Origin of the sequence: Streptomyces sp. MK37H, assembly GCF_018035285.1 — a bacterium.
In the GTDB taxonomy this organism is placed as follows: Bacteria; Actinomycetota; Actinomycetes; order Streptomycetales; family Streptomycetaceae; genus Streptomyces; species Streptomyces endocoffeicus.
Genome location: NZ_JAAAYH010000126.1, coordinates 1 through 20937 on the forward strand (window position 1 = coordinate 1; position 20937 = coordinate 20937).

Annotated in this window: 19 protein-coding genes; 12 read left to right on the plus strand and 7 right to left on the minus strand. The window is 71.7% G+C overall.

The features are described from left to right. From GWI24_RS19305 to GWI24_RS19315, 3 genes are all read right to left on the minus strand, one after another. The coding region (locus GWI24_RS19305) for an FAD-dependent oxidoreductase (protein ID WP_210947172.1) at nt 1-356 on the minus strand (356 nt) is incomplete at its 3' end. Nucleotides 357-441: 85 nt separating this feature from the next. Next, nucleotides 442-1170, minus strand: coding sequence for a YoaK family protein (locus GWI24_RS19310; RefSeq protein ID WP_210947173.1), 729 nt, complete (start codon nt 1168-1170; stop codon nt 442-444). A gap of 125 nt (nt 1171-1295) precedes the next feature. Continuing rightward, on the minus strand, nt 1296-1925 hold the full coding sequence (locus GWI24_RS19315; protein WP_210947174.1) for an ABATE domain-containing protein: 630 nt from the start codon (nt 1923-1925) through the stop codon (nt 1296-1298). A gap of 55 nt (nt 1926-1980) precedes the next feature. On the opposite strand from GWI24_RS19315, the gene GWI24_RS19320 reads away from it, so the two are divergent. Next, nucleotides 1981-2949, plus strand: coding sequence for a ketopantoate reductase family protein (locus tag GWI24_RS19320; protein ID WP_210947175.1), 969 nt, complete (start codon nt 1981-1983; stop codon nt 2947-2949). On the opposite strand, the gene GWI24_RS19325 is transcribed toward GWI24_RS19320, so the two are convergent. After that, nucleotides 2921-3385 (minus strand): DUF2000 domain-containing protein, encoded by a 465-nt coding sequence (locus tag GWI24_RS19325; RefSeq protein WP_210947176.1) that lies wholly within the window; start codon nt 3383-3385, stop codon nt 2921-2923. The genes GWI24_RS19320 and GWI24_RS19325 overlap by 29 nt on opposite strands. A 99-nt stretch (nt 3386-3484) precedes the next feature. Here GWI24_RS19325 and GWI24_RS19330 point away from each other — a divergent pair, with 99 nt between their 5' ends. The 8 genes from GWI24_RS19330 (at nt 3485) to GWI24_RS19365 (ending at nt 11998) form a co-directional block, all read left to right on the plus strand. Beyond that, nucleotides 3485-3979: an Lrp/AsnC family transcriptional regulator gene (locus GWI24_RS19330; RefSeq protein ID WP_210947177.1), complete on the plus strand. Its 495-nt coding sequence runs from the start codon at nt 3485-3487 to the stop codon at nt 3977-3979. A 474-nt stretch (nt 3980-4453) separates the two neighbouring features. Continuing rightward, nucleotides 4454-6736 (plus strand): glycoside hydrolase family 3 N-terminal domain-containing protein, encoded by a 2283-nt coding sequence (locus tag GWI24_RS19335; RefSeq protein WP_210947178.1) that lies wholly within the window; start codon nt 4454-4456, stop codon nt 6734-6736. A 193-nt stretch (nt 6737-6929) separates the two neighbouring features. Further along, nucleotides 6930-7850 (plus strand): AEC family transporter, encoded by a 921-nt coding sequence (locus GWI24_RS19340; RefSeq protein ID WP_210947179.1) that lies wholly within the window; start codon nt 6930-6932, stop codon nt 7848-7850. A 282-nt stretch (nt 7851-8132) separates the two neighbouring features. Continuing rightward, nucleotides 8133-8930, plus strand: coding sequence for a SigB/SigF/SigG family RNA polymerase sigma factor (locus GWI24_RS19345; protein ID WP_210947189.1), 798 nt, complete (start codon nt 8133-8135; stop codon nt 8928-8930). 139 nt (nt 8931-9069) lie between these two features. After that, entirely contained in the window at nt 9070-9909 is an 840-nt protein-coding gene (locus GWI24_RS19350; RefSeq protein WP_210947180.1) for an SDR family oxidoreductase, read from the plus strand. Between the two features lie 46 nt (nt 9910-9955). After that, nucleotides 9956-10597, plus strand: a complete 642-nt coding sequence (locus GWI24_RS19355) for a C39 family peptidase (RefSeq protein ID WP_210947181.1) — start codon at nt 9956-9958, stop codon at nt 10595-10597. Between the two features lie 125 nt (nt 10598-10722). Further along, on the plus strand, nt 10723-11550 hold the full coding sequence (locus GWI24_RS19360) for an LLM class F420-dependent oxidoreductase (protein ID WP_210947182.1): 828 nt from the start codon (nt 10723-10725) through the stop codon (nt 11548-11550). 16 nt (nt 11551-11566) lie between these two features. Continuing rightward, on the plus strand, nt 11567-11998 hold the full coding sequence (locus GWI24_RS19365) for a TIGR03668 family PPOX class F420-dependent oxidoreductase (RefSeq protein ID WP_210947183.1): 432 nt from the start codon (nt 11567-11569) through the stop codon (nt 11996-11998). A gap of 20 nt (nt 11999-12018) precedes the next feature. Here the strand turns inward: GWI24_RS19365 and GWI24_RS19370 are convergent, their stop codons facing one another. Next, entirely contained in the window at nt 12019-12396 is a 378-nt protein-coding gene (locus GWI24_RS19370) for a DUF2267 domain-containing protein (RefSeq protein WP_210947184.1), read from the minus strand. A 147-nt stretch (nt 12397-12543) separates the two neighbouring features. Between GWI24_RS19370 and GWI24_RS19375 the strand changes: the two genes are divergently transcribed. Then, a complete protein-coding gene (locus GWI24_RS19375; RefSeq protein ID WP_210947185.1) occupies nt 12544-13260 on the plus strand; it encodes an HdeD family acid-resistance protein in 717 nt (238 codons plus the stop codon). A gap of 402 nt (nt 13261-13662) precedes the next feature. On the opposite strand, the gene GWI24_RS19380 is transcribed toward GWI24_RS19375, so the two are convergent. Together GWI24_RS19380 and GWI24_RS19385 are read right to left on the minus strand one after the other, a co-directional pair. Then, nucleotides 13663-16428 (minus strand): exo-beta-D-glucosaminidase, encoded by a 2766-nt coding sequence (locus GWI24_RS19380; protein ID WP_210947186.1) that lies wholly within the window; start codon nt 16426-16428, stop codon nt 13663-13665. Between the two features lie 1068 nt (nt 16429-17496). Beyond that, complete coding sequence (locus GWI24_RS19385; RefSeq protein ID WP_210947187.1) at nt 17497-18651, minus strand: hypothetical protein; 1155 nt, start codon at nt 18649-18651, stop codon at nt 17497-17499. Between the two features lie 129 nt (nt 18652-18780). Between GWI24_RS19385 and polX the strand changes: the two genes are divergently transcribed. Next, nucleotides 18781-20526: a DNA polymerase/3'-5' exonuclease PolX gene (gene polX / locus GWI24_RS19390; RefSeq protein ID WP_210947188.1), complete on the plus strand. Its 1746-nt coding sequence runs from the start codon at nt 18781-18783 to the stop codon at nt 20524-20526. Beyond that, the coding region (locus GWI24_RS19395; RefSeq protein WP_281790227.1) for a uracil-DNA glycosylase family protein at nt 20523-20937 on the plus strand (415 nt) is incomplete at its 3' end. The genes polX and GWI24_RS19395, both read left to right, overlap by 4 nt.

Sequence of the window (20937 nt, forward strand, 5' to 3'; positions counted from 1 at the left end):
TCCACGAACCGGCCGGTGCCGGGGAACATCGCGACCCGGTTGCGGGACAGCTGGTTGCGGACGACATCAACCTCACGGCCGACCACATGCTGGGTGCGGGCCGTCAGGTCGGCGACGGTGATCTCCTCCTTGAGCCGGTAGCTCTGGCCGTAGAGATCCCGCTGGGTCAGTCCGGTGAGATAGAGCACCGCCTCGCGCAGGGTCTTGGACGGAACGGTTCCGGTATGCAGGGAGACCCCGCCCACCATCTCCTTACGGTCGACGACGGCTACCCGGCGACCGAGTTTCGCGGCGGCGATGGCAGCCTTCTGGCCACCCGGCCCGGACCCGATCACAAGCATGTCAAAGTCGGTCACGGCCCGAGTCTGACATCGGATGACGCTCCGCTGGAAGAGTGAATCACCGGTCAACCCGCCCCGGGGCGGGCGGGCTTGAGGCGGGCTACTCGGCGTGGGGCCAGAGATGGCCCTGGGCATCCCGGGCCAGGGAGGTCAGGGACGCCAGCAGAACGAGGCCGACCAGCCCGGTCGGCAGGGCGGGCGCGGCCCGCGCGGCATGGGCCACCAGCAGCCCGCCCGCCGCGGCGCCCACCACCAGGCCCCCCAGCAGCGCGATGCTGAGCCGGCGCACCGTTCCGCTGCGTACCGCGTCGACCAGCACCCCGGTCAGGGTGCCGGTGAGATACGTGGTGGAGAAGCCGGGCGGCCCGACGGCCCGCACCAGACCGCTCTGGCCTCCCATGGCGAACGCGGCCGCCGCCAGCAGCCCGAGCTGCAGGCCACCGGCGGGGTGGCCGTCGGCGGACGCCCACACCGCCCAGAGCCCGCCGAGCACGAGCAGTTCCACCGTGAGCGCGCACCGGGCCCGCAGGGCCGGCCGGGGGCCGCGGACGATCCGGCCGCTGACCAGCGCGCCCACGATGTATCCGCCCATGGCGACCGCGGAGTCCCGGGCGAGGGCGGCGTCCAGGGACGCGGTGGACATGCCGAGCAGGGAGAGATTGGCGGTCATGACGCTGGTGAAGACGCCGCCCAGGGCCAGAAAACTGATCGCGTCCATCGCCCCGGTCGCCACGGTCAGCGCGACGGCGGCCACCGCTCCCCCGGAACCGCAGGCCCGGCCCGGGTGTCGTGCTTTCGGTGCGGGGTCGGTGTCGCTCTCTTCGGCCATCGGCAACCCTCCGGCCACCTCGGGTGCCCGGGGGCGGCCCACCGGAAACAGCGTCCCCGGGGGCGCCGGGGTTCACGACCCGGCCGGGGTGCCGGGCTTCAGTCCCCGGTCGACACGCCGGGGCGTCAGGAGCCGGCCGGTGCGGCGGACGCCTGCCGCTGCCGGTGTTTCGCGGCCTTGGCGCTGTTGCCGCACAGCCGCATGGAGCACCACCGGCGCCTTCTGCCCGGTGTGGGGTCGAGGTAGATCATGGTGCACAGCGAGGAGTCGCACGCCCGCAGCGCCCCGCGCCGCTCCGGGTCGCCGAGCACCGCTATGAGGTCGCGGACGACGATCGACTGCAGCTCCCGCCCGGTCAGCGGACGATCGGCGCCGTCCACCTCGGCCCCGGTGCCGGTGGCCCTCAGCACCGGCTGCGGCGGGGCGGGGCGCGCCCGGTCGTTGAGCAGCGCGACGGACGCGGCGGCCGGGGCCCGGCCGTGGACGACCGCCGCCACCACGTCGTACGCCGCCTCGCGCAGCGTCCGCAGCTCGGTGAGGAGCTCCTCGGTGACGGCCTCGTCGTGGAGCCGCAACCCGACGCCGTCGCACCACTCCCGCAGCCGGTCGAGGGTGCCGAGGCGCTCGATCGGGGTGCTGCCGCGCCGCCCGAGGGAGGCGACGAAGTTCAGGGCGAGGCTGCCGGCGTCGAAGCGCAGTGCCCGCAGCCGAGCGGTGACCCGCGGCCGCGGGACCTGCTCCGTCGAGGAATCCATGTGAATATAGTAACTGTCTGAAGGGTTACTAAGCGTCTGAGAACGAGGGGACATCATGCGGATCGCGATCATCGGCGCGGGTGGCGTCGGCGGATACTTCGGCGCGCGGCTCGCCGCGGCGGGGGACGAGGTCAGCTTCGTGGCCCGGGGCCGCCATCTCGCGGCGATCCGGGAGAAGGGCCTGACGGTGCGCAGCCCGCTGGGGGATCTGCGGGTCCCGTCCGAGGCGGTCGTGCCGACGGTCTCCGACCTCGAGACCCCGGACCTCGTCATGGTGGCGGTGAAGCTGTGGGACACCGAGGACGTCGCCCGGCAGCTGGCGCCCCTCGCCGAGAGCGGCGCCGCCGTCGTGTCGTTCCAGAACGGGGTCCAGAAGGATACGGAGCTGCGGCGCCATCTGCCTGCGGGGTCGGTCCTCGGCGGAGTCGGCTACATCTCGGCGTTCATCGAGGAGCCCGGGGTGGTGGTGCACAACGGCACGCTGCAGCGGCTGGTGTTCGGGGAGTACGACCGCAAGGAGTCCCCGCGCGCCCGCCACTTCCTCGACCGCTGTCTCGCGGCCGGTGTCGACGCCGAGATCAGCGGGGACATCGAGCGCACCATCTGGGAGAAGTTCGTCTTCCTGGTGGGCCTTTCCGGGACGACCTCGGCGGTGCGGCAGCCGATCGGAGTGGTCCGCGGGAATCCCGGGTCGCGGGATCTGCTGCGTGATGTGATGCACGAGGTGGTCGCCGTGGGGCGGGCCAAGGGGGTGGACCTGGACCCCGGTTTCGCCGACGACCGGCTCGCCTTCTGTGACACGCTGCCCGCCACCATGACGTCCTCGATGCACAACGACCTCCTGCGCGGCAACCGCCTGGAACTGAGCTGGCTCAGCGGCGCAGTGGCCGAACTCGGCGCCGAACTGGGGGTCGCCACCCCGCGCAACCAGGCCATCGCCGACATCCTCGCCCCCTACGCCCTGGGCGATCCGGCCACGACGGGCGGCGCGGAGGTCAGCGCAGCAGGGGGAGCTTCCCGATGAGCCTGCTCACCTTGTTCCGCGGGCCGACGAGGCTGACCGCGAGGTAGTCGAGATCCTCGGTCTTGGTGCCGGCCAGGCTGTCGAGGTACTCGTCGTAGACCCGTGAGGTCTGGGCCTGCCCGGGCATGTCGACGAGGAACAGATCGTCCTTCTCGGCGGCCTTGGCCCGCAGCTCGCGCAGCGCCTGTGGGCCGGCCGCCAGGATCGAGCAGCCGGCCCACGGCAGCCCCGGGTGGCCGGCGCCGGAGCCGTCCCTGCCGTCCGGCCCCAGCAGCTCCGGCATCGCCCGGCCGACGGCGGCGGCCATGCAGACGGCGGCGTTCACCGCCCGGCCCGCGGGCAGCTCCTCGGCCACGACGATCACCCACTTGAGCTTCGCCTGCCGGGTGGACTGATCGGTGCGTACGTCCTCGTCGGACAGCTGGGGAACGGACACGAGCACTACTCCTTGTCGATGGCTAATGTGGTGGACGGTACCCATCCATCCGAGCCGTGGCACGGCTCGCCGAATTTCCTCAGGCAAGGGAGCGCTTTCGTGGAACTTGATGCACTCGACCGTGCTCTTCTGCGGGAGTTGCAGAACGATGCACGCCAGACCAACCGCGAGCTGGCCCTGCGCACGGGGGTCTCGCCGTCGACCTCGCTGGAGCGGGTCCGGGCGCTGCGGGAGCGCGGCATCATCAGCGGCTATCACGCCGCCGTCGACCTGGATGCGGTCGGCCGCCCCGTGCAGGCGCTGATCTCGGTGCGGATCCGCCCGCCGTCCCGGCCGGTCATCGAAGGGTTCCGGGAATGGGCCGCCCAGCTGCCGGAGACCATCGGGCTGTTCGTCACCTCCGGCGCCCATGACTTCCTCATCCATGTGGCGGTGCCGGACACCAATGGGTTGTACGCGTTCGTCATCGACCGCCTCACCGAGCGCCGTGAGGTGGCGGATGTGCAGAGCACGATGGTGTACGAACACGCCCAGTCGCGCTGTATCGACCCCGCCCCCACCGAGCGCCCCGCGCCCTCCCGCCGGAGGCGATAGCGGAGAAGGGGGCAGCGGCGGGCGCCGAAGGGCGGGCGGCATCGCCGTTCGCGACACCGCCCGCCCCAGTTCATTGACGCGGCGTCAGGAGCCCGCCACCGACGCCGCCTTCTCCGCCTGGGGCTCGGCCGTGGCGGGGCGTTCCGCGTCCACAGCGGCCGCAGCCGGCAGGTCAGTGGATAGAGCACCGCCGAGGCGCCCGCCGCGACGAACATACAGCTCGGCGAGGGCGGCAGTGGTCGACGGTTGACCGCTGACCTCATTATCGCCCTCCGGCGTCCCGCCCGGAACCGCACGGACGGCGGGGCGCCACAGGCCGCGGCGCCCGGTGTACCGGGGGCCCGGACGCCGATCCTGTCGTACGTTGGCAGAAGACCCAAGTGGCGGCCCACGTACCGCGCGGGTCGTGACCGGCATGGTCTTGAGGAAACCGGGCTCGGGGAGAACCGATCGCCGAAGACCAGGACGAAGACCATGAACGATGTGCGCAGACGTACGGTGCTCGCCGCGGCCGGGGGGACGGCCGTCGCGGGCAAGGCCGCGGCCGCCCGTGCCCAGGCCCCGCCGGCGCCTTCCGCCGGCCAGGCCCGGCCGGGGGAGCCCGGCCCGTACGAGACCAGGATCCAGGCGCTGATGGCGCGGATGTCCATCGACGAGAAGCTCGGCCAGCTCCAGCAGCTCGCCTGGACCGGCGCCACCGGGCCCGGTGGCGGGCAGACCGCCGCCGCGGAGAAGGCGGCCCGCAGGGGCAGGCTCGGCTCCGTGCTCAACATCTACGGGGCCCGTACCACCAACACACTCCAGCGGATGGCCGTCGAGGAGTCCCGGCTGGGCATTCCGCTGGTCTTCGGGCTCGATGTCATCCATGGCATGTGGACCACCTTCCCCATCCCCCTCGCCCAGGCCGCCGCCTTCGATCCCGCGGTGGCCGAGTGGGACGCGGAGGTGTCGGCGCGGGAGGCCCGCTCCAACGGGGTGCACTGGGCGTTCTCACCGATGATGGACGTCACCCATGAACCGCGCTGGGGGCGGATCGCCGAGGGCGACGGCGAGGACCCGTATCTGGCGGCCCGGCTCGCGGCCGCCAAGACCCGCGCCTACCAGGGCGACGACCTGCGCTCCCGGCGCCACCTCGCGGCCTGCGCCAAGCACATGATCGCCTACGGGGGCGTCGAGGGCGGCCGCGACTACAACACGGTGGACGTCTCCGAGGCCCGGCTGCGCAACTTCTACCTCCCCCCGTTCCGGGCGGCCCTGGACGCCGGGGTGGCCACCGTCATGGCGAGCTTCAACACCGTCAGCGGGGTCCCCGCCCACGGCTACCGGCATGCGCTGACCGAGATCCTCAAGGAGGAGTGGGACTTCGGCGGCTTCGTCGTCAGCGACTACAACGGCGTTCAGGAAATGATCGTCCACGGCTATGCCGCCGACCGCTCCGACGCCGCCCGGCTGGCCTTCAACGCCGGGATCGACATGGAGATGGCCAGCACCACCATCAACGAGTACGGCAAGCGGCTGCTGCGCAGGGGTGAGATCACCACCGAGCGGCTGGACGACGCGGTGGCCCGCATCCTGCGGCTGAAGTTCCGGCTCGGGCTCTTCGAGCACCCCTACGCGGACGAGGACACGGCGATCGCCGGGCCCACGAAGGCGTCCCGGGCGGCGGCCCGCGAGGCGGCCGGGCGCACCATGGTGCTGCTCAAGAACGAGAAGTCCACGCTCCCGCTGGACAGATCGGGCTCCATCGCCGTCGTCGGCCCCTTCGCCGACTCCACCGATCTGCGCGGCTCCTGGGCCGGATCCTGGGCCGAGAAGTTCCGCCCGGTCACCGTGCTGGACGCGGTGAAGGACGCGGCGCCGAGGGCCCGGATCAGCCATGTCGAGGGCGTGGACGCGTCCGGCCGGAACACCCGGGGCATCGCACGGGCGGCCTCGGCGGCGAGGGCGACCGATGTGACCGTGGTGGTGGCCGGGGAGGCGGCGACGCTCAGCGGGGAGGCGTCCGTGCGCAGCGACCTCGGCCTGCCGGGCCGGCAGGAGCGGCTGATCTCCGCGATCGCGGACACCGGCGCGCCGTTCGTGGTGGTGCTGCTCAGCGGACGTCCGCTGACGATGGAGGGCTGGCTGGACCGCACACCCGCCGTGCTGCAGGCGTGGCATCCGGGGATCGAGGGCGGCAACGCCATCGCGGATGTGCTCTTCGGCACCGTGAACCCCGGTGGCAAGCTGCCCGTGACCTTTCCGCGCACGGTCGGGCAGATCCCCGTCTACTACAACCACGAGAACACCGGACGCCCCTACGACCGGGCGAACCACTACACCTCCAAGTACCTCGACCTGGCCTACGGACCCCAGTTCCCCTTCGGCCACGGCCTCAGCTACACCACCTTCGACATCGGCGAACCCCGGCTCAGCGTCAGCCGCATCCGGGCCGAGGCGCTGCGCAAGGGCGACACCGTCGAAGTCGCGGTGGCGGTGCGCAACACCGGGCGCCGCAAGGGCGATGAGGTGGTGCAGCTGTACATCCGCGATCCGGTGGCGAGCATCGTGCAACCGGTGCGCAGGCTCAGTGGCTTCCGCCGGGTCAGCCTCGGCCCCGGAAAGGCCACCACGGTCCGGTTCCGGCTGAGCGCCGAGGAGCTGGGCTTCTGGACCCAGGATCCGCATGGCCGGTTCCTGCTGCAGAAGGGCGAGATCCGGGTCTTCGCGGGCAACAGCTCGCTTGCCGGGCGGGGCCGCACCCTCACCATCACCTGAGCCCGGATACCCCCGCTCGTCAGCGACATCACAGCGCGGCCGCCGAATTACTTGTAGGGTGCATGCTGACCCTACGCACCCGGAAGACGCCCTTGATGACCGCCGCGCCCTGGCCCTCGACCACCACGACGAGCGGACGAGACCCCGCGGCACCCCGCGCGGCCGGCTCCGGCCACGGTGGGGCGGAGGCACAGTGGGCGGTGTGATCACCGGCTTCGGTGTCATCGCGACCATCATCGTCACCGGCTATGTCATCGGACGCCGCCGCTCCTTGGGCGTCCACGGCCGCGAGGTGCTCACCAAGCTCTCCTTCGATGTGGCCTCCCCCGCGCTGCTGTTCACCACGCTCTCCAAGGCCGACCTCTCCGTCGTCGTGTCCACACCACTGCTGGTGACGGCCCTGAGCACCTTCGTGGTCGCGGGCACGTTCGTGGCCGTCGGCGCGGTACGGCGGTGGAGCGTCGGCCGGACCACGATCGGCGCGCTGTGCGCGAGCTATGTGAACGCGGGCAACCTCGGCATCCCCATCGCGATGTACGTCCTGGGCGACGCGAGCCTGATCGCCCCGGTGCTGCTCTTCCAGCAACTCGTCATGACCCCGATCGCCCTGACGGTCATCGACCTCTCCCGCCCCGATACGCGCCCCTCGCTGATCCGCAGGCTGACCAGCCCGTTCCGGAACCCCATCGTGATCGGCTCGCTGTCCGGTGTCCTGGTGTCCGCCACGGGCTGGCGGGTCCCCGGGCCCGTCGTGGAACCGCTCTCGCTGCTGGGCGGCATGGCCGTGCCCGCCGTACTGCTGGCCTTCGGGATCTCGCTGCCGGGCAGTCAGCTCCCCGGGCGCGGCGAGGAGCGGGGGCCGGTGCTGCTGTCGGTGGCGCTGAAGTCCTTCGCCCAGCCGGTGGTGGCGTGGGCCATCGCGGCGGGTGTGTTCCAGCTGAGCGGCCCGGCGCTGTTCGCCGCCGTCGTCACCTCCGCGCTACCGGCGGCTCAGAATCTGTTCACCTACGCCTCCCGGTATCAGACCGCCACCGTCCTGGCCCGTGAGTCGATCCTGCTGTCCACGCTGCTCGCGCCGCCGGTGCTGATGACGGTGGCCGCCCTGCTGGGCTGAGCCCGGCCCCTACGGCGGACACTCGGACCGGGCGTTCGCACCGGTGTGCCACGTGGTCAACCGGCCCGGAGGAACTTTGTTTGCCCCTGGAGGCCCAGGGCAGGCGGATATTCGTGCTTCGGACCGTAGGCACGCACCGCGGGAGCAGTCTGCGACGCTCCAGACCGCGGCGGCGCGCCGGTCAGCACGTCCCCGTGAACCTCCCGCGATGCACCCCCGGTCCCAGGTGACCCGTCAGCCCATCGCAGGAGGTGTGTTTCCGTGACGACCGCGACGCAGGACATGACACAGCCCAAGACCGGCCCCACGAAGCACCCGCATGACGACGCGCCGGACACCAGCGCCGAGTTCGCGGAATTGGCCCGGCTCCCCGACGGGCCGGAGAAGGAGGCGCTGCGCCGTCGCGTCGTGGAGGCGTGGATGCCGATGGCCGAACGGCTGGCCCGGCAGTACCGCAACCGCGGCGAATCCCTGGAGGATCTGCAGCAAGTGGCCGCGCTCGGCCTGGTGAAGGCCGTCAAGCGGTACGACCCGGAACACGGCACCGCCTTCGCCGGGTTCGCGGTGCCCACCATCGTCGGCGAGATCAAGCGCCACTTCCGGGACCACCTGTGGGTGCTGCACGTCCCCCGCCGGGTCCAGGACCTGCGCAACCGGGTGCGGGCCGCCCACCGCGAGCTGTCCCACGGGGTGGACGACCGGCCGCCGCGGGCCCAGGAGATCGCCGAGCGCACCGGGCTGAGCGAGAAGGAGGTGCGGGCCGGCATGGAGGCCATGGGCAGCTTCACCCCGCTCTCCCTGGACGCCCAGCTGACCGGCGCCGACGACGGCTACTCGCTGGCCGACACGCTCGGCGCCCAGGAACCCGCGTACGATCGGGTGGTGGACCGCGAGGCCGTGCGCCCCGGTCTCAGCCGGCTCCCGGACCGGGAGCGGCAGATCCTTTACATGCGCTTCTTCTGCGATATGACACAGAGCCGGATCGCCGAGCACCTGGGCATCTCCCAGATGCACGTCTCACGGCTCATCAACCGCACCTGCTCCACCCTGCGCGCGCAGGCGCTGGCCGAGGCCAACTGAGCCGGTCGCCACGTTGCGCCGCTGGAACGATGTGCGTCGCCTTAGCGGGTGACCGTGGCGCCGTGGGGGGCTACGGATCCCCCGGCGGGCTGCGAGGGTCGGGGTGGCGGGTGACCGACCGACGAAGGAGACCGAGCCAGTGAACAGCAATCCCGATCGTCCTCCTCCGGTGCATGCCCCGGAACTCCTCAAGGGACAGAGGGCGCTGGTGACCGGGGCGAACTCGGGGATCGGAAAGGCCACCGCGATCGCCCTGGGGCGCTCCGGCGCCGATGTGGTGGTCAACTACGTCAGCGACCGGCCGGCCGCCGAGGCCGTCGTCGCCGAGATCGAGAGCCACGGTGTGCGCGCCTACGCCCATCAGGCGGATGTGTCCCAGGAGGACCAGGTCGTCGACATGGTGTCCACCATGGTCGACCGCCTGGGCACCATCGACATCCTCGTCGCCAACGCGGGGCTCCAGCGGGACGCGCCCACGACCGAGATGACGCTCGAGCAGTGGGAGAAGGTCATCTCCGTCAACCTCACCGGCCAGTTCCTGTGCGCCCGGGAGGCCATCAAGGAGTTCCTGCGCCGCGGCGTGGTACCGGAGGTGTCGCGGGCGGCCGGGAAAGTCATCTGCATGAGCTCGGTGCACCAGACCATCCCCTGGGCCGGCCATGTGAACTACGCGTCGTCCAAGGGCGGCGTGGCGATGCTGATGCAGACCCTGGCCCAGGAGTTCGCACCCCACAAAATCCGGGTGAACGCGATCGCACCGGGCGCCATCAGGACCCCGATCAACCGCAGCGCCTGGCAGACCCCCGAGGCGCGCGACTCCCTCCTGGAGCTCATCCCGTACGGCCGCGTCGGCGACCCCCTGGACATCGCCAACGCCGCCGTCGTCCTGGCCTCCGACCTATGCGACTACGTGGTGGGCACCACCCTCTACGTCGACGGTGGCATGACCCTCTTCCCGGGCTTCGCCACGGGTGGCTGAGCGGAGGCAGGGGCGCGGCGGGCGGAGTTCGGGAAGACTGGCGCGCATGCCCGAGACCCCGGTTTCCCTCATCCACCCCGTGCCCTACTACGCCCAGTGGGAGTCGCCCGGCCTGGTGCCCGACATCATCGCGGGCACCCTGTCGGCGGCCGACGATCCGCTGTGGCAGAAGTCCGGGGCGGCGAGCCCGGAGGAGTACGCGTTCTGGTCGTGGCGGCTGTGCGGGATGGCGTGTCTGCGCATGGCGCTCGACCACTGGCGCGGCACCGCGCCGCCCGCGGTGACGCTCGCCGAGGAGTGTGTCGAGGCGGGGGCGTATGTGCGCCACCCGGACCGGGTGGACGGGCTCATCTACGCCCCGTTCGCGGCCTACGCCAGGCGGCGCTGGGAGCTGTTCGCGGAGTCCCGGCCCCGGCTGCCGGCCGAGGAGCTGCCGGGGCAGCTCGCGGCCGGGCGGCTCGCGATGCTCTCCGTCCACCCCTCCCTCCGCACCCTGGACCCGCGGCCGCCGCACCGGGGCGGCCATCTGGTGCTGGCCGTCGGCGCCACCCCGGACCGTCTCCTCGTACACAATCCATCGGGTTTCCCGGACGGCTCCCAGCGCTTCGCCGAGGTGCCCTGGAGCGACCTCGGGCGGTTCTACGCGGGGCGTGGCGTCCTGCTCGGTCCGCGCGAGCCCCGGTCGTAGGGCTCGCGCCACCCGGCCCGCCCGCCACCCGGCGGTGTCACTCGTGCGCACCGTTGCGGTTTCCGCGCGGCCGGGTACCCATGTGGTTCCCGTAGATCATCCACGCACCGTCCCAAGGAGCCGCAGTGAAGTTCGGCGTATCCACGTTCGTCACCGACCAGGGCATCCGGCCCGCCCCCTTGGGGCGGGCCCTGGAGGAGCGAGGTTTCGACTCGCTCTTCATCGCGGAGCACAGCCATATCCCGGTGGAGCGCCGTACCCCCTATCCGGGTGGCGAGGAGCTGCCGGAGATCTACTACCGCACCCTGGACCCGTTCGTGACGCTGGCCGCGATCGCCACGGTCACCCGGCGTCTGCTGCTGGGGACCGGTATCGCCCTGGTGGTGCAGCGGGATCCGATCACCACCGCCAACGAAGTGGCCTCCCTCGACCTGATCTCGGACGGACGGGCTGTCTTCGGGGTCGGCGCAGGCTGGAACCGCGAGGAGATGGAGAACCACGGGACCGATCCGTCCACCCGGGGCCGGCTGATGGACGAGCGGCTGCGGGCCATCCGCGAGCTGTGGACGAAGGAGAAGGCCGAGTTCCACGGGGAGTTCGTGAACTTCGACCCCGTCTACCAGTGGCCCAAGCCGGTCCAGCGGCCGCATCCGCCGATCTATGTGGGCGGTGGCGGCGACGCCGCGTTCCGGCGGATCGCCGCCCTCGGCGACGCCTGGCTGGCCAACAGCGGATCCCCCGAGGAGCTGCGCCCGCAGATGGAGCGGCTGCGCGAGGTGGCGGGCCGCGATGTGCCGGTGACGCTGTACGCGATGCCCGAGGACGCCGAGATGGCCGAGGGGTATCAGCGCATCGGTGTGGAGCGGGTGCTGTTCTATCTGCCGACGATGCCGGAGGCGGAGACGATCGCACGGCTGGACTCGATGGCCCGGATCGTCGCCCGGTTCCAGTGAGGTGCCGGGGGTCGCGATGCCGCAGCTGACGAGCGCGCAGGCGCGGGAGCGCTTCGCACGGGCCAGGCTGGCCCGGCTGGCCACGGTCGGCGCCGAGGACCGCCCGCATCTGGTGCCGGTGGTCTTCGCGCTGACCGGCGACACGGTGGTGACGGCCGTCGACCACAAGCCGAAGCGGACGACACGGCTCAAGCGCCTGGACAACATCCGCGCCCACCCCGCCGTATGCCTTCTGGTGGACGACTACGACGAGAACTGGGACCACCTGTGGTGGGCGCGCGCCGATGGCACGGCCCGCGTCCTGCCACCGGCGGACGAGTCGGCGGTGTCCTCGGACTACATCCGGCTGCTCGTGGACACCTACCCGGCCCAGTACGGGGACCGGCCGCCGCGCGGGCCGGTCGTGGAGATCGCCGTCGGGCGGTGGAGCGGCTGGCGGGCCGGATGAGCCCGGTGTCCGTGGGCGGGTCAGCGCGCGGACTCCGCCATCCTCGCGAACTCGCTGCCCAGCTGGGACATGGCGTGGCCGTACTCCTCGGCGGAGACGGCCTCCCGGAGCGTGGCGAGGACCGCCCGGACCCCCCGGTCGGCCTCGGCCTCGGACAGCCCGGTGCGCTCGTGTACCCGGCGGACCGACTCCTCGGGGTCGAAGATCTCCATCTCCCCCGGCCCGCGCCGAAGGGACTCCCGGAGGTGTCCGGGCAGCTCCTGGGCGAGATCGCGGGCCTCGCCCGCGCTCAGGCGGGCCGCCAGGGTCTCGAGCGTGGCGCGGGTGACATCCGCCGCCTCCTGCCGTGACAGCTGGGTGCGGTCCGCCACCGTCTGGAAGAACTCCCGGTCGTCCATGCGGCCTCCCTATGACGCGCACCAGGACACGGCCTCATCCACCACCTTGCCATGCGGTTCCACCGCCCGCGAGGCGCTGGAACCGGCACGGAGGGACGATGGAGCTGTGGACTACGGCCATCTTGTCCCCCGAGGAGGTGGACGACCATGACTTACTCCTCCGACAGTCCGCATGGCGCCGGGCAGCCGAGAGAGGAACCCTACGGCCGGCCGGGAGAGCGGCCCTCCGATGCGGGCAACCCCTACGCCACGATGCAGAACATGCTGTCCAACACCACCTGGCAGGTCCTGGTGACCGCGGGTCTGGTGGCGATCGCGCTCGGTATCATGGTGCTGGCGTGGCCGGGTCCCTCCCTGGTGGTGATCGGCGCCCTGTTCGGCGCGTATCTGCTGATCAGCGGGATCTTCCAACTGGCCGGGGCCTTCGGTGCTCATATCCCGGGACATCTGCGGGTGCTGAGTTTCATCACCGGAGGGCTGAGCGTGCTGCTGGGACTGCTCTGCTTCCGGGGTCCGGCCCAGTCGATCCTGCTGCTCGCGCTGTGGATCGGCTTCGCCTGGCTGATCCGGGGCGTGATGCAGACCGCCACGGCGATCTCCAGTGAGGGCATGCCTGCCCGGGGCTGGCAGGTGTTCCTCGGTCTGCTCACCATCCTGGGCGGGATCATCCTGATCGTGGCGCCCTTCGGCTCGATCACGGCGCTCACCGTGGTGGCCGGGATCTGGCTGCTCGCGCTGGGCATCATCGAGATCATGCACGGCATCCAGCTGCGCACCAGTCTCGGCGGACCCGGCGCCCCGCGCGCCGAGCACCGGGGGATGCACTTCCCCCGCTTCCGCTCGCAGCCGCATCCTCAGGCGTAGTCCGGCCGCCGCGACGGCCGTGCGTGGCCGTCGCGGCGGACCGCGGACGATCAGGGTCAGGGGCTCCGGCTCGGGACGGGGTGGCGTGGGGTGTGTCAGCGGGTCTGCACCCACCACGCCATCAGACCGATGGCCGCGGTGCCGCACGCATACGAGGCACCCCGGACGAAGTTGGCGGCGGCGAGTCGACCGTATCGACGCCATCTGCTGCTGGAACGGCTGGGTACCGGCGGGCGAACCTCCATGGTGTGCATATGGAGCCCCTTTCGTGAGCGTACGGACAGTGACTGTCCGACACGAGGGAACGACGCGCTGGAGAAAGCCTACAAAAGTGTGAACTTGCTCCATGTATCAGACTCGCCGAAAAAATTCCTTTCGACACGATTTCAGAAGAGTGGGCGGTCAGCGGGTCTTGGCGGCCGCCGGGACGGTGCGGGTGGCGGTGTTCCAGCCCGAGATCCGGACCGAGGGGGCCGAACCGCCCAGGTCCGCCGTGCGATAGGTGGCGCTGAGCGTCACCGACTCGCCCGGCCACAGGCTCACCTCGTTGTCCGACCAGCGAACGGGCAGGACCGGCTTGCCCGAGCCGTTCACCAGATGGGCGTCCACGAGCAGTGCCGGTGTGCGCCCGCTCCCGGTGTTGCGCAGGGTGACGGTCGTGGTGGCGGTGGAGTCCGGCCCGCCGGTCGTGGTGGCGGTGGCGGACACGGGCGCCTCGGCCATGTCGTCGAGCCCGGTCAGATCCGCGTACGAGGTGGTGGGGGTGTAGTACCAGTCGGTGTTGTCCCAGTCGAGCACGTCCTTCTCGGTGGAGAGCCAGTACACATTGCGGCTGACCTCCTTGCCCGCGCCATCGGTGAGCTGGAGCTTGACCAGATAGGCGCCGGACAGCCCGCTCACATCGGCCGGGACGGTGAGCGCGGTGGCCTTGCCACCGTCGCCCGGCACCCGGAGGCCGGTGGCGCTCTTGTCGAACTTCCGGGTGCCGTCGGGGGTGTAGAGGCCGACCCGGGCGGTGAGACCGGTGGCGGCGGTGTGCTCGCTGTTGACCACGACCACCGAGCGGGAGTCGTAGGAGTACTGGATGTGCAGCGGCTCATTGGCCTTCTTGGCGCCGTAGTAGGCCCCGCCCTGGTCCAGATAGCGGTCGAAGAGCTGCCAGTGGAGCGAGGTCCAGCCGCTGTTGAGCATCCAGTGGACGACACCGGTGGCGGGCCGGGAGGTGTCGGAGAAGTTGCGCGCGTACGCCTCGAACTGGGCGCGCACCGCCTCGTACCGCGCCAGCCCGGCCTTGCGCACGTAGTCCGTCAGCCCGGTCGGCTTTCCGTAGCGGCCGATCAGCGCGTTGTCGAACAGCTTGAGGTCACCGAAGGTGGCGGACGGGGACCGGTGGTACTGCTTGGCCGACGGATCCCGCCACAGGGTCTCCAGCTCGCTCGGGGACATCATGCGGCGGAGCGTGTCCAGGGTGGGGATGTCGGGTCCGGCGCTGGTCTCGGAGTTGAAGCCGGTGGCGCCGCCCTCCCGCTTGGCGTACCAGTAGTCCGGCGGGACCCAGTCGTAGGGGCCGGTCATCTTCATACCGGACTTCCCGAGCTGCGGCGAGGACTTGGCGGAGGCGGCGGGGATCACCGGGGTCGGCCAGTCGGCGGCCTCGAGGGCATCCAGGTAGTTCTTCTCGATGGTGGCGTCGGGCGCGAAGTCGCTGCCGATGAGGAAGGAGATGACACTGGGATGGTCGCGCAGCCGTGCGGCCTCGGCGGCCATCGAGTCCTTGGCGACCGGGTAGTCGGCGGGGGTCCACTTCTCCCCCGTCTCATCGCCGTTGACCTGGCCCTCCCACTTGTCGCAGCACTCCCAGCCGGGGAGGGTCAGGATGCCGTAGCGGTCGGCGAGGTCGAAGAACTCGTCCGGCTCGATATGGCCTTCGAGGCGGACGGTGTTCAGCCCCAGGTCGAGGGTGTACTTCAGCCGGTCCTCCACCGAGCGTGCGTCCCAGCGCAGAAACACATCGGGTGACCAGCCACCCGCCTTGATCAGCAGCGGGCGTCCGTTGATGCGGTACTGGCGGGCACCGTCGGCGTTCAGTGGCGCCTTGACGTCGCGGATGCCGAAGCTGTGGTGGGCGGTGTCGGATGGGGTGCCCGAGACGGTGGCGGTGAGGTCGAGGTCGTACAGCGGCTGGTCGCCCATCCCGGCGGGCCACCACACCCTGGGCCGGTCCAGGCGCAGCTGGGGGAAGTCGGCGGGGGTGAAGGTGACGGCCTTGGTCTCGTGCGGGGCGAGCGACACCGTGCGGCTGACGGCCGCGGGGCCGGCCGTGCCGGAGACCGTGGCGGTGACCGACGAGGCGGAGTCGTTACGGACTCGCGCCTTGACGGTGAGCTCGGCGGAGGCGAGCGATTCGGTGTCCAGCCGGGTCGTCACATGCGCGTCGCGCAGGGCCACCGGGCCGCCACGGTGGACCAGCACATCGCGGACGATGCCCATGTTCTCGTCGGGCGGGGGCTGCAGCCAGTCGATCCAGCCCATCGTGAGGTTCTTGCGCGGATCGTTGGGCTGGACACGGAACGCCACCGTATTGGTCCCCGCCCTGACCAGGTCGGTGACGTCCAGCTCATGCTGGGTGTACGCACCGGCGATCCGGTCCTTGGTGGCCACCTGGACGCCGTTGACGTACACATCGGCGGCGGACACCACACCGCTGACATCCAGATAGGTGCGGCGGGAGGTGTCGGCCACGGTGAAGTCGCCGCGGTACCACCAGGGGACGGTGAAGTCTGCCGCGGGGATCTTGTCGAGGTTGGTCGAGTAGAACGGATCCGGGTACGCACCGGCCGCGAGCAGCCCGGCGAGGACCGTCGACCGGGGCCCCACCGGGTGCCAGCCGGACGCGGGGTAGCCGGGGGTGGAGATGGCCGCGGGGGTGTCGGACACCTTGGCCGAGGACTGCGTGGCGAAGCCCGCGAGCGGGGTCGCGGTGCCGGGGGCCGCGCCCACCCGGGTCACCGGGGTCGGGCCGCCCGCCGCCGGCCCGCCGCGCGGGGGCGCGGCGCCCGTGGTGAGGGAGACGGTGAGGAGCAGGCCGCCGACGGCGAGCGAGGCGGTCAGAACGCGTCGGACGCGGGCTCGCGCCCGCCGCCGGAATGGTGCCGGACGGAGGACCACGGATGTCTCCCTGAGGGGCAGGCAGAGCATTGGTTAAGTAGGTTTCCTAACAACCAACGGACCGTAGAGAGCTGAGCGAGCCATGTCAACCAGCCCCGCCGAGAATGCCCTTCCGGCGGATAGCACGGTGGGGCGCGGAGCCCCGGCGACGCGCGGACACGCGCGGCGCGGCGCGGCCAGCGCGGCGCGGTCGGCCCGGCCAGGCGCGGCGCGGCGCGGTCGACACGGCCAGACCGGATACGCGCGACATGGTCAGCGCGGCGTGGCCAGCCCGGCCAGGCGCGGAGCAGCCAACGAGGCGCGGCCAGACCGGCACGGCCAGACCAGCCAAGCGCGGGCCAGGCTCGGAGCGGTCAGCCCGGCCAGGCGCCAACGCGGCGGAGCGAAGCGCGGCGCGGCCAGGCGCGACGCGGCCAGGCGCGACGCGGCCAGACGCGGAGCAGCCAACGCGACGCGGCCAGGCGCGACGCGGTCAGGTCGGCACGGCCAGACCGACCAGGCGCGGAGCAGCCAACGCGGCGCGGCCTGGCGCGACGCGGTCAGGTCGGCACGGCCAGACCGACCAGGCGCGGAGCAGCCAACGCGGCGCGGCCTGGCGCGGCGCGGTCAGGCGCGACGCGGCCAGACGGCCAGACCCGGCGCGGCCAGATCGGCCAAGCGCGGGCCAGGCTCGGCACGGCCAGACCGGACACGCGCCAACGCGGCGGAGCGAAGCGCGGCGCCGCCAGGCGTGGCACAGGCGCGTCGCCGCGGGTCTCGCCCCGCTAGCTAACGCCCGCGCCCGCAGGCATAGACGGCCCGGTCACGCCCGGCACGGCCAGACCGGCCAGACGCGGGCCACGCGCGGCACGGCCAGACCGGACACGCGCCAACGCGGCGGAGCGAAGCGCGGCACGGCCAGACCGGCGCGGCACGGTCAGCGCGGCGTGGCAAAGCGCGGCGCCGCCAGGCGTGGCACAGGCGCGTCGCCGCGGGTCTCGCCCCGCTAGCTAACGCCCGCGCCCGCGGGCATAGGCGGCACGGTCAGCGCGGAGCGCTGACGCTCCGCGCGTGGTCCCCACGCCTCGTTCAGGCGTGCCAGCGCAGCACCGCGCCCAAGCCCCCGGCCGGTCCCTGGATCCCCTCGGGCACCACCAGCACCTCGGTGTCGGCCACTGTCGCGGACCGCATCAGCGCGTCGTCCGCGCGGGCGGGCTCGGGTGTTCTGACGCCCATGGCGCGCGCCTGGGAGCGCTGCACGGCCACTTGATCGGCGTCCGGCCCGATCCACACCTCATGGCGCATATCGCCGCCCGCGTGCCCCAGCAGCAGCGTGGCCGCCTGGTGGCTGCGCATGGCCTCCACGACCGCCGGTACGCCCTCCGCCGCCCCGCTGCTCGGCGGCCCGGTGCCGTCGTGTCCGCCCAGGGCCGGTCCGCCGGGGCGGCCCCGCCCGGCGCGGAAGAGATCGAGGACCGCCTCCAGATGGGCACGGGCGTACTCCGCCCGGGCGTGGTCGATCTCCGCGTTCAGCTGCTCGGAGCAGCCGGCGGCCCTGCTGCCGTGACGCGTCTCCTCCGTCTTGGCCCGCAGCGGCTCGGGCAGCCGGTCGCGTACGGCCCGGCGCTCGCGCGGGTCACCGGCCAGGATCAGCAGGTCGGCGTCGGTGTCCGTCCACTGCCGCATCAGCTCGTCGGCCACGCGGTCGGCGGTCTGCTCCCAGGTGTTCCCGACCCGGTTGCGGTAGTGCCACTCGTAGCGGTCGGCGGGCACCGACCGGTGGCCCCGGCCATGCGCTCTCCGGCCCCCGGCGCGCCCCGCCGGTCGGGCACCGGTGTCATCCCGCAGCTCCAGATCGGCCCCCGCATGGTCGACGAAGGCCACCAGACAGGCCGGCCACTCACCGCGGAACGCGGCCAGCGGCGCCACCCGCGGCAGCATCGACCAGGACGTGACCACATCGATCGGGGACGTGGCCAGCGGCAGGTCGAGCACCACCTCGCCGTCCGTGGCGAACAGCGCCCGCCCCGCGGACGCCCTGGCCCATTGCTCACCGGCCAGCCGCTCGACCACCGCGTCACAGGTGGCGCGGTCGGCGCCCTGGCCGGTCAGCTGATCCGCCACGAAGCGCTCCCGCAGCCTGCGACGCCTGGGCGCGTCCTCCGTGCTGCGGGAAGTGTCCATGTACACGCCCGCCCATGGACCGGGACGGTCGAACAACGGCTTCAGGAATCCAACGTCCATGACCTCCCCCAAACCCGGGGAAACACACGGCGAACCGGTCGACCCGACTCGCGCGGATCACCGTTTCGCTCCTGACACCAGGATCCCTCCACCTCACCGGGATCGCCAGAGCCGACTAAAATCGCTGTCATGGCTCGCTCCAACGAGGAGGTCGAAGCCCTCCTGCGCGAATACGCCGATCTGCTCCTGATCACGGGCGGGGACGCGTACCGGGCGCGTGCGTACGAGAAGGCCGCCAGGGCTATCGGCGGCCACGCGGCCGACATCTCGCAGTTCGACGCGAAGGCGCTGCGGGACATCCCCAATGTGGGCCGGTCGATCGCCGACAAGGTGGTCGAGTATCTGCACACCGGGACCATGCCCGCCGTCGAGGAGGCGCGCGCCGCGATCCCGGCCGGGGTGCGGGAGCTGACCGCCATCCCGGCGCTCGGGCCGAAGAAGGCCATGATGCTCTACGAGGAGCTGGAGATCTCCTCGATCGACCAGCTGGCCCAGGCCATCGAGGACCACCAGCTGCGCGACCTCAAGGGCTTCGGGCCGAAGTCCGAGGAGAACATCCTGCACGGCATCGGGCTGATGCGTGCCGCGGGCAACCGCATACCGCTCGACGAGGCCATGGACGTGGCCGATGACATCGTCTCCGCCCTGTCCAAGGTGCCCGGCTGCCGGCGGTGTGCGTACGCCGGGTCGCTGCGCCGGATGAGGGAGACCGTGGGGGATGTGGACATCCTGGTGGCGGCGGAGGAATCCGGCCCGTTCATGGAGGCGTTCACCCGGCTCCCGCTCACCTCCGAGGTGATCGCCCACGGCCAGAAGAAGACCTCGATCCGCACCACGAAGGGGCTCCAGGTGGATCTGCGGGTCCTGCCGCTGGACTCCTGGGGCGCGGGACTGCTCTACTTCACCGGCTCCAAGGCGCACAACATCCGCATCCGCGCGATCGCGGTGCGCCATGGCCTCAAGCTCTCCGAGTACGGCCTCTTCGAGACCAAAAGCGGCAAGACGATCGCGTCGCGGAGCGAGGAGGACGTCTACGCCCGGCTCGGCATGGACTGGATCCCGCCGACGCTGCGCGAGGACCGGGGCGAGATCAAGGCGGCCCTCGAAGGTCAACTCCCCCGGCTGGTCGAGGAGTCCGACCTCCGGGGCGATCTGCACACCCACACCAACCTCACCGACGGGCTGGAATCGCTGGAGGACATGATCGCCAAGGCGGAGCGGCGCGGCTACGCGTACTACGCCATCACCGATCACGCGCCCAAGCTGTACATGCAGCAGATGACCGAGGAGAAGATGCTGGCCCAGCGGGAGCGGGTGCGCGCACTCGACCGGGGGCGCGGCCGCGGGGACACCCGGCTGCTGCACGGTGTGGAGCTGAACATCGACGTCGACGGGGACGTGGACTGGCCGCCCGAGTTCCTCGAGGACTTCGATCTGTGCGTGGCCTCGGTGCACACCCAGTTCGGCCTGGACCGCAAGGCCATGACCCGGCGGCTGGTGAGGGCCTGCGAGAACCCGTACGTGCATGTCATCGGCCATCCGACCACCCGGCTGATCGGCAAACGGCCCGGTATCGACGCCGACTTGGACGAGGTGTTCGCCGCCTGCGCCCGTACCGGCACCGCGCTGGAGATCAACGCGCATCCGGACCGGCTCGATCTGTCGGACGAGAACATCCTGCGGGCCAAGTCGCACGGGGTGGTGTTCGCCCTGGACAGCGACGCCCACTCGACCCGGGATCTGGACAACATGCGGTACGGGGTGGGCATGGCCCAGCGGGGCTGGCTGACCCCGGACGATGTCATCAACACCTGGTCGCTCACCCGGCTGCGGCGTTTCCTGCGCAAGGACACGGGGCACCAGCCCCCTACATGACCACCTCCGAACCCGACCGCTCCTACCCCGCCCGTCAGGCCCCCGGCGCCGAAACCCTCGCCGAGCTGGACGCACGGGTCATCGACTGCCGTGCCTGCCCCCGGCTGGTCCAGTGGCGGGAGGAGGCCGCCCGCACCAAGCGCCGGGCCTACGCCGACTGGGAGTACTGGGGGCGGCCGGTGCCCGGGTTCGGGCCGCCGGACGCCGGGGTGGCGATCGTGGGGCTCGCACCGGCCGCCCACGGTGGAAACCGCACGGGCCGGATGTTCACCGGCGACCGCGCCGGCGACTTCCTCTACGCGGCGCTGTACGACCTGGGGCTGGCAAGCCAGCTGACCGCCACCCACCGCGGCGACGGTCTGGAGCTGTACGGGGTCAGGATCACCTCGCCGGTGCACTGCGCCCCGCCCG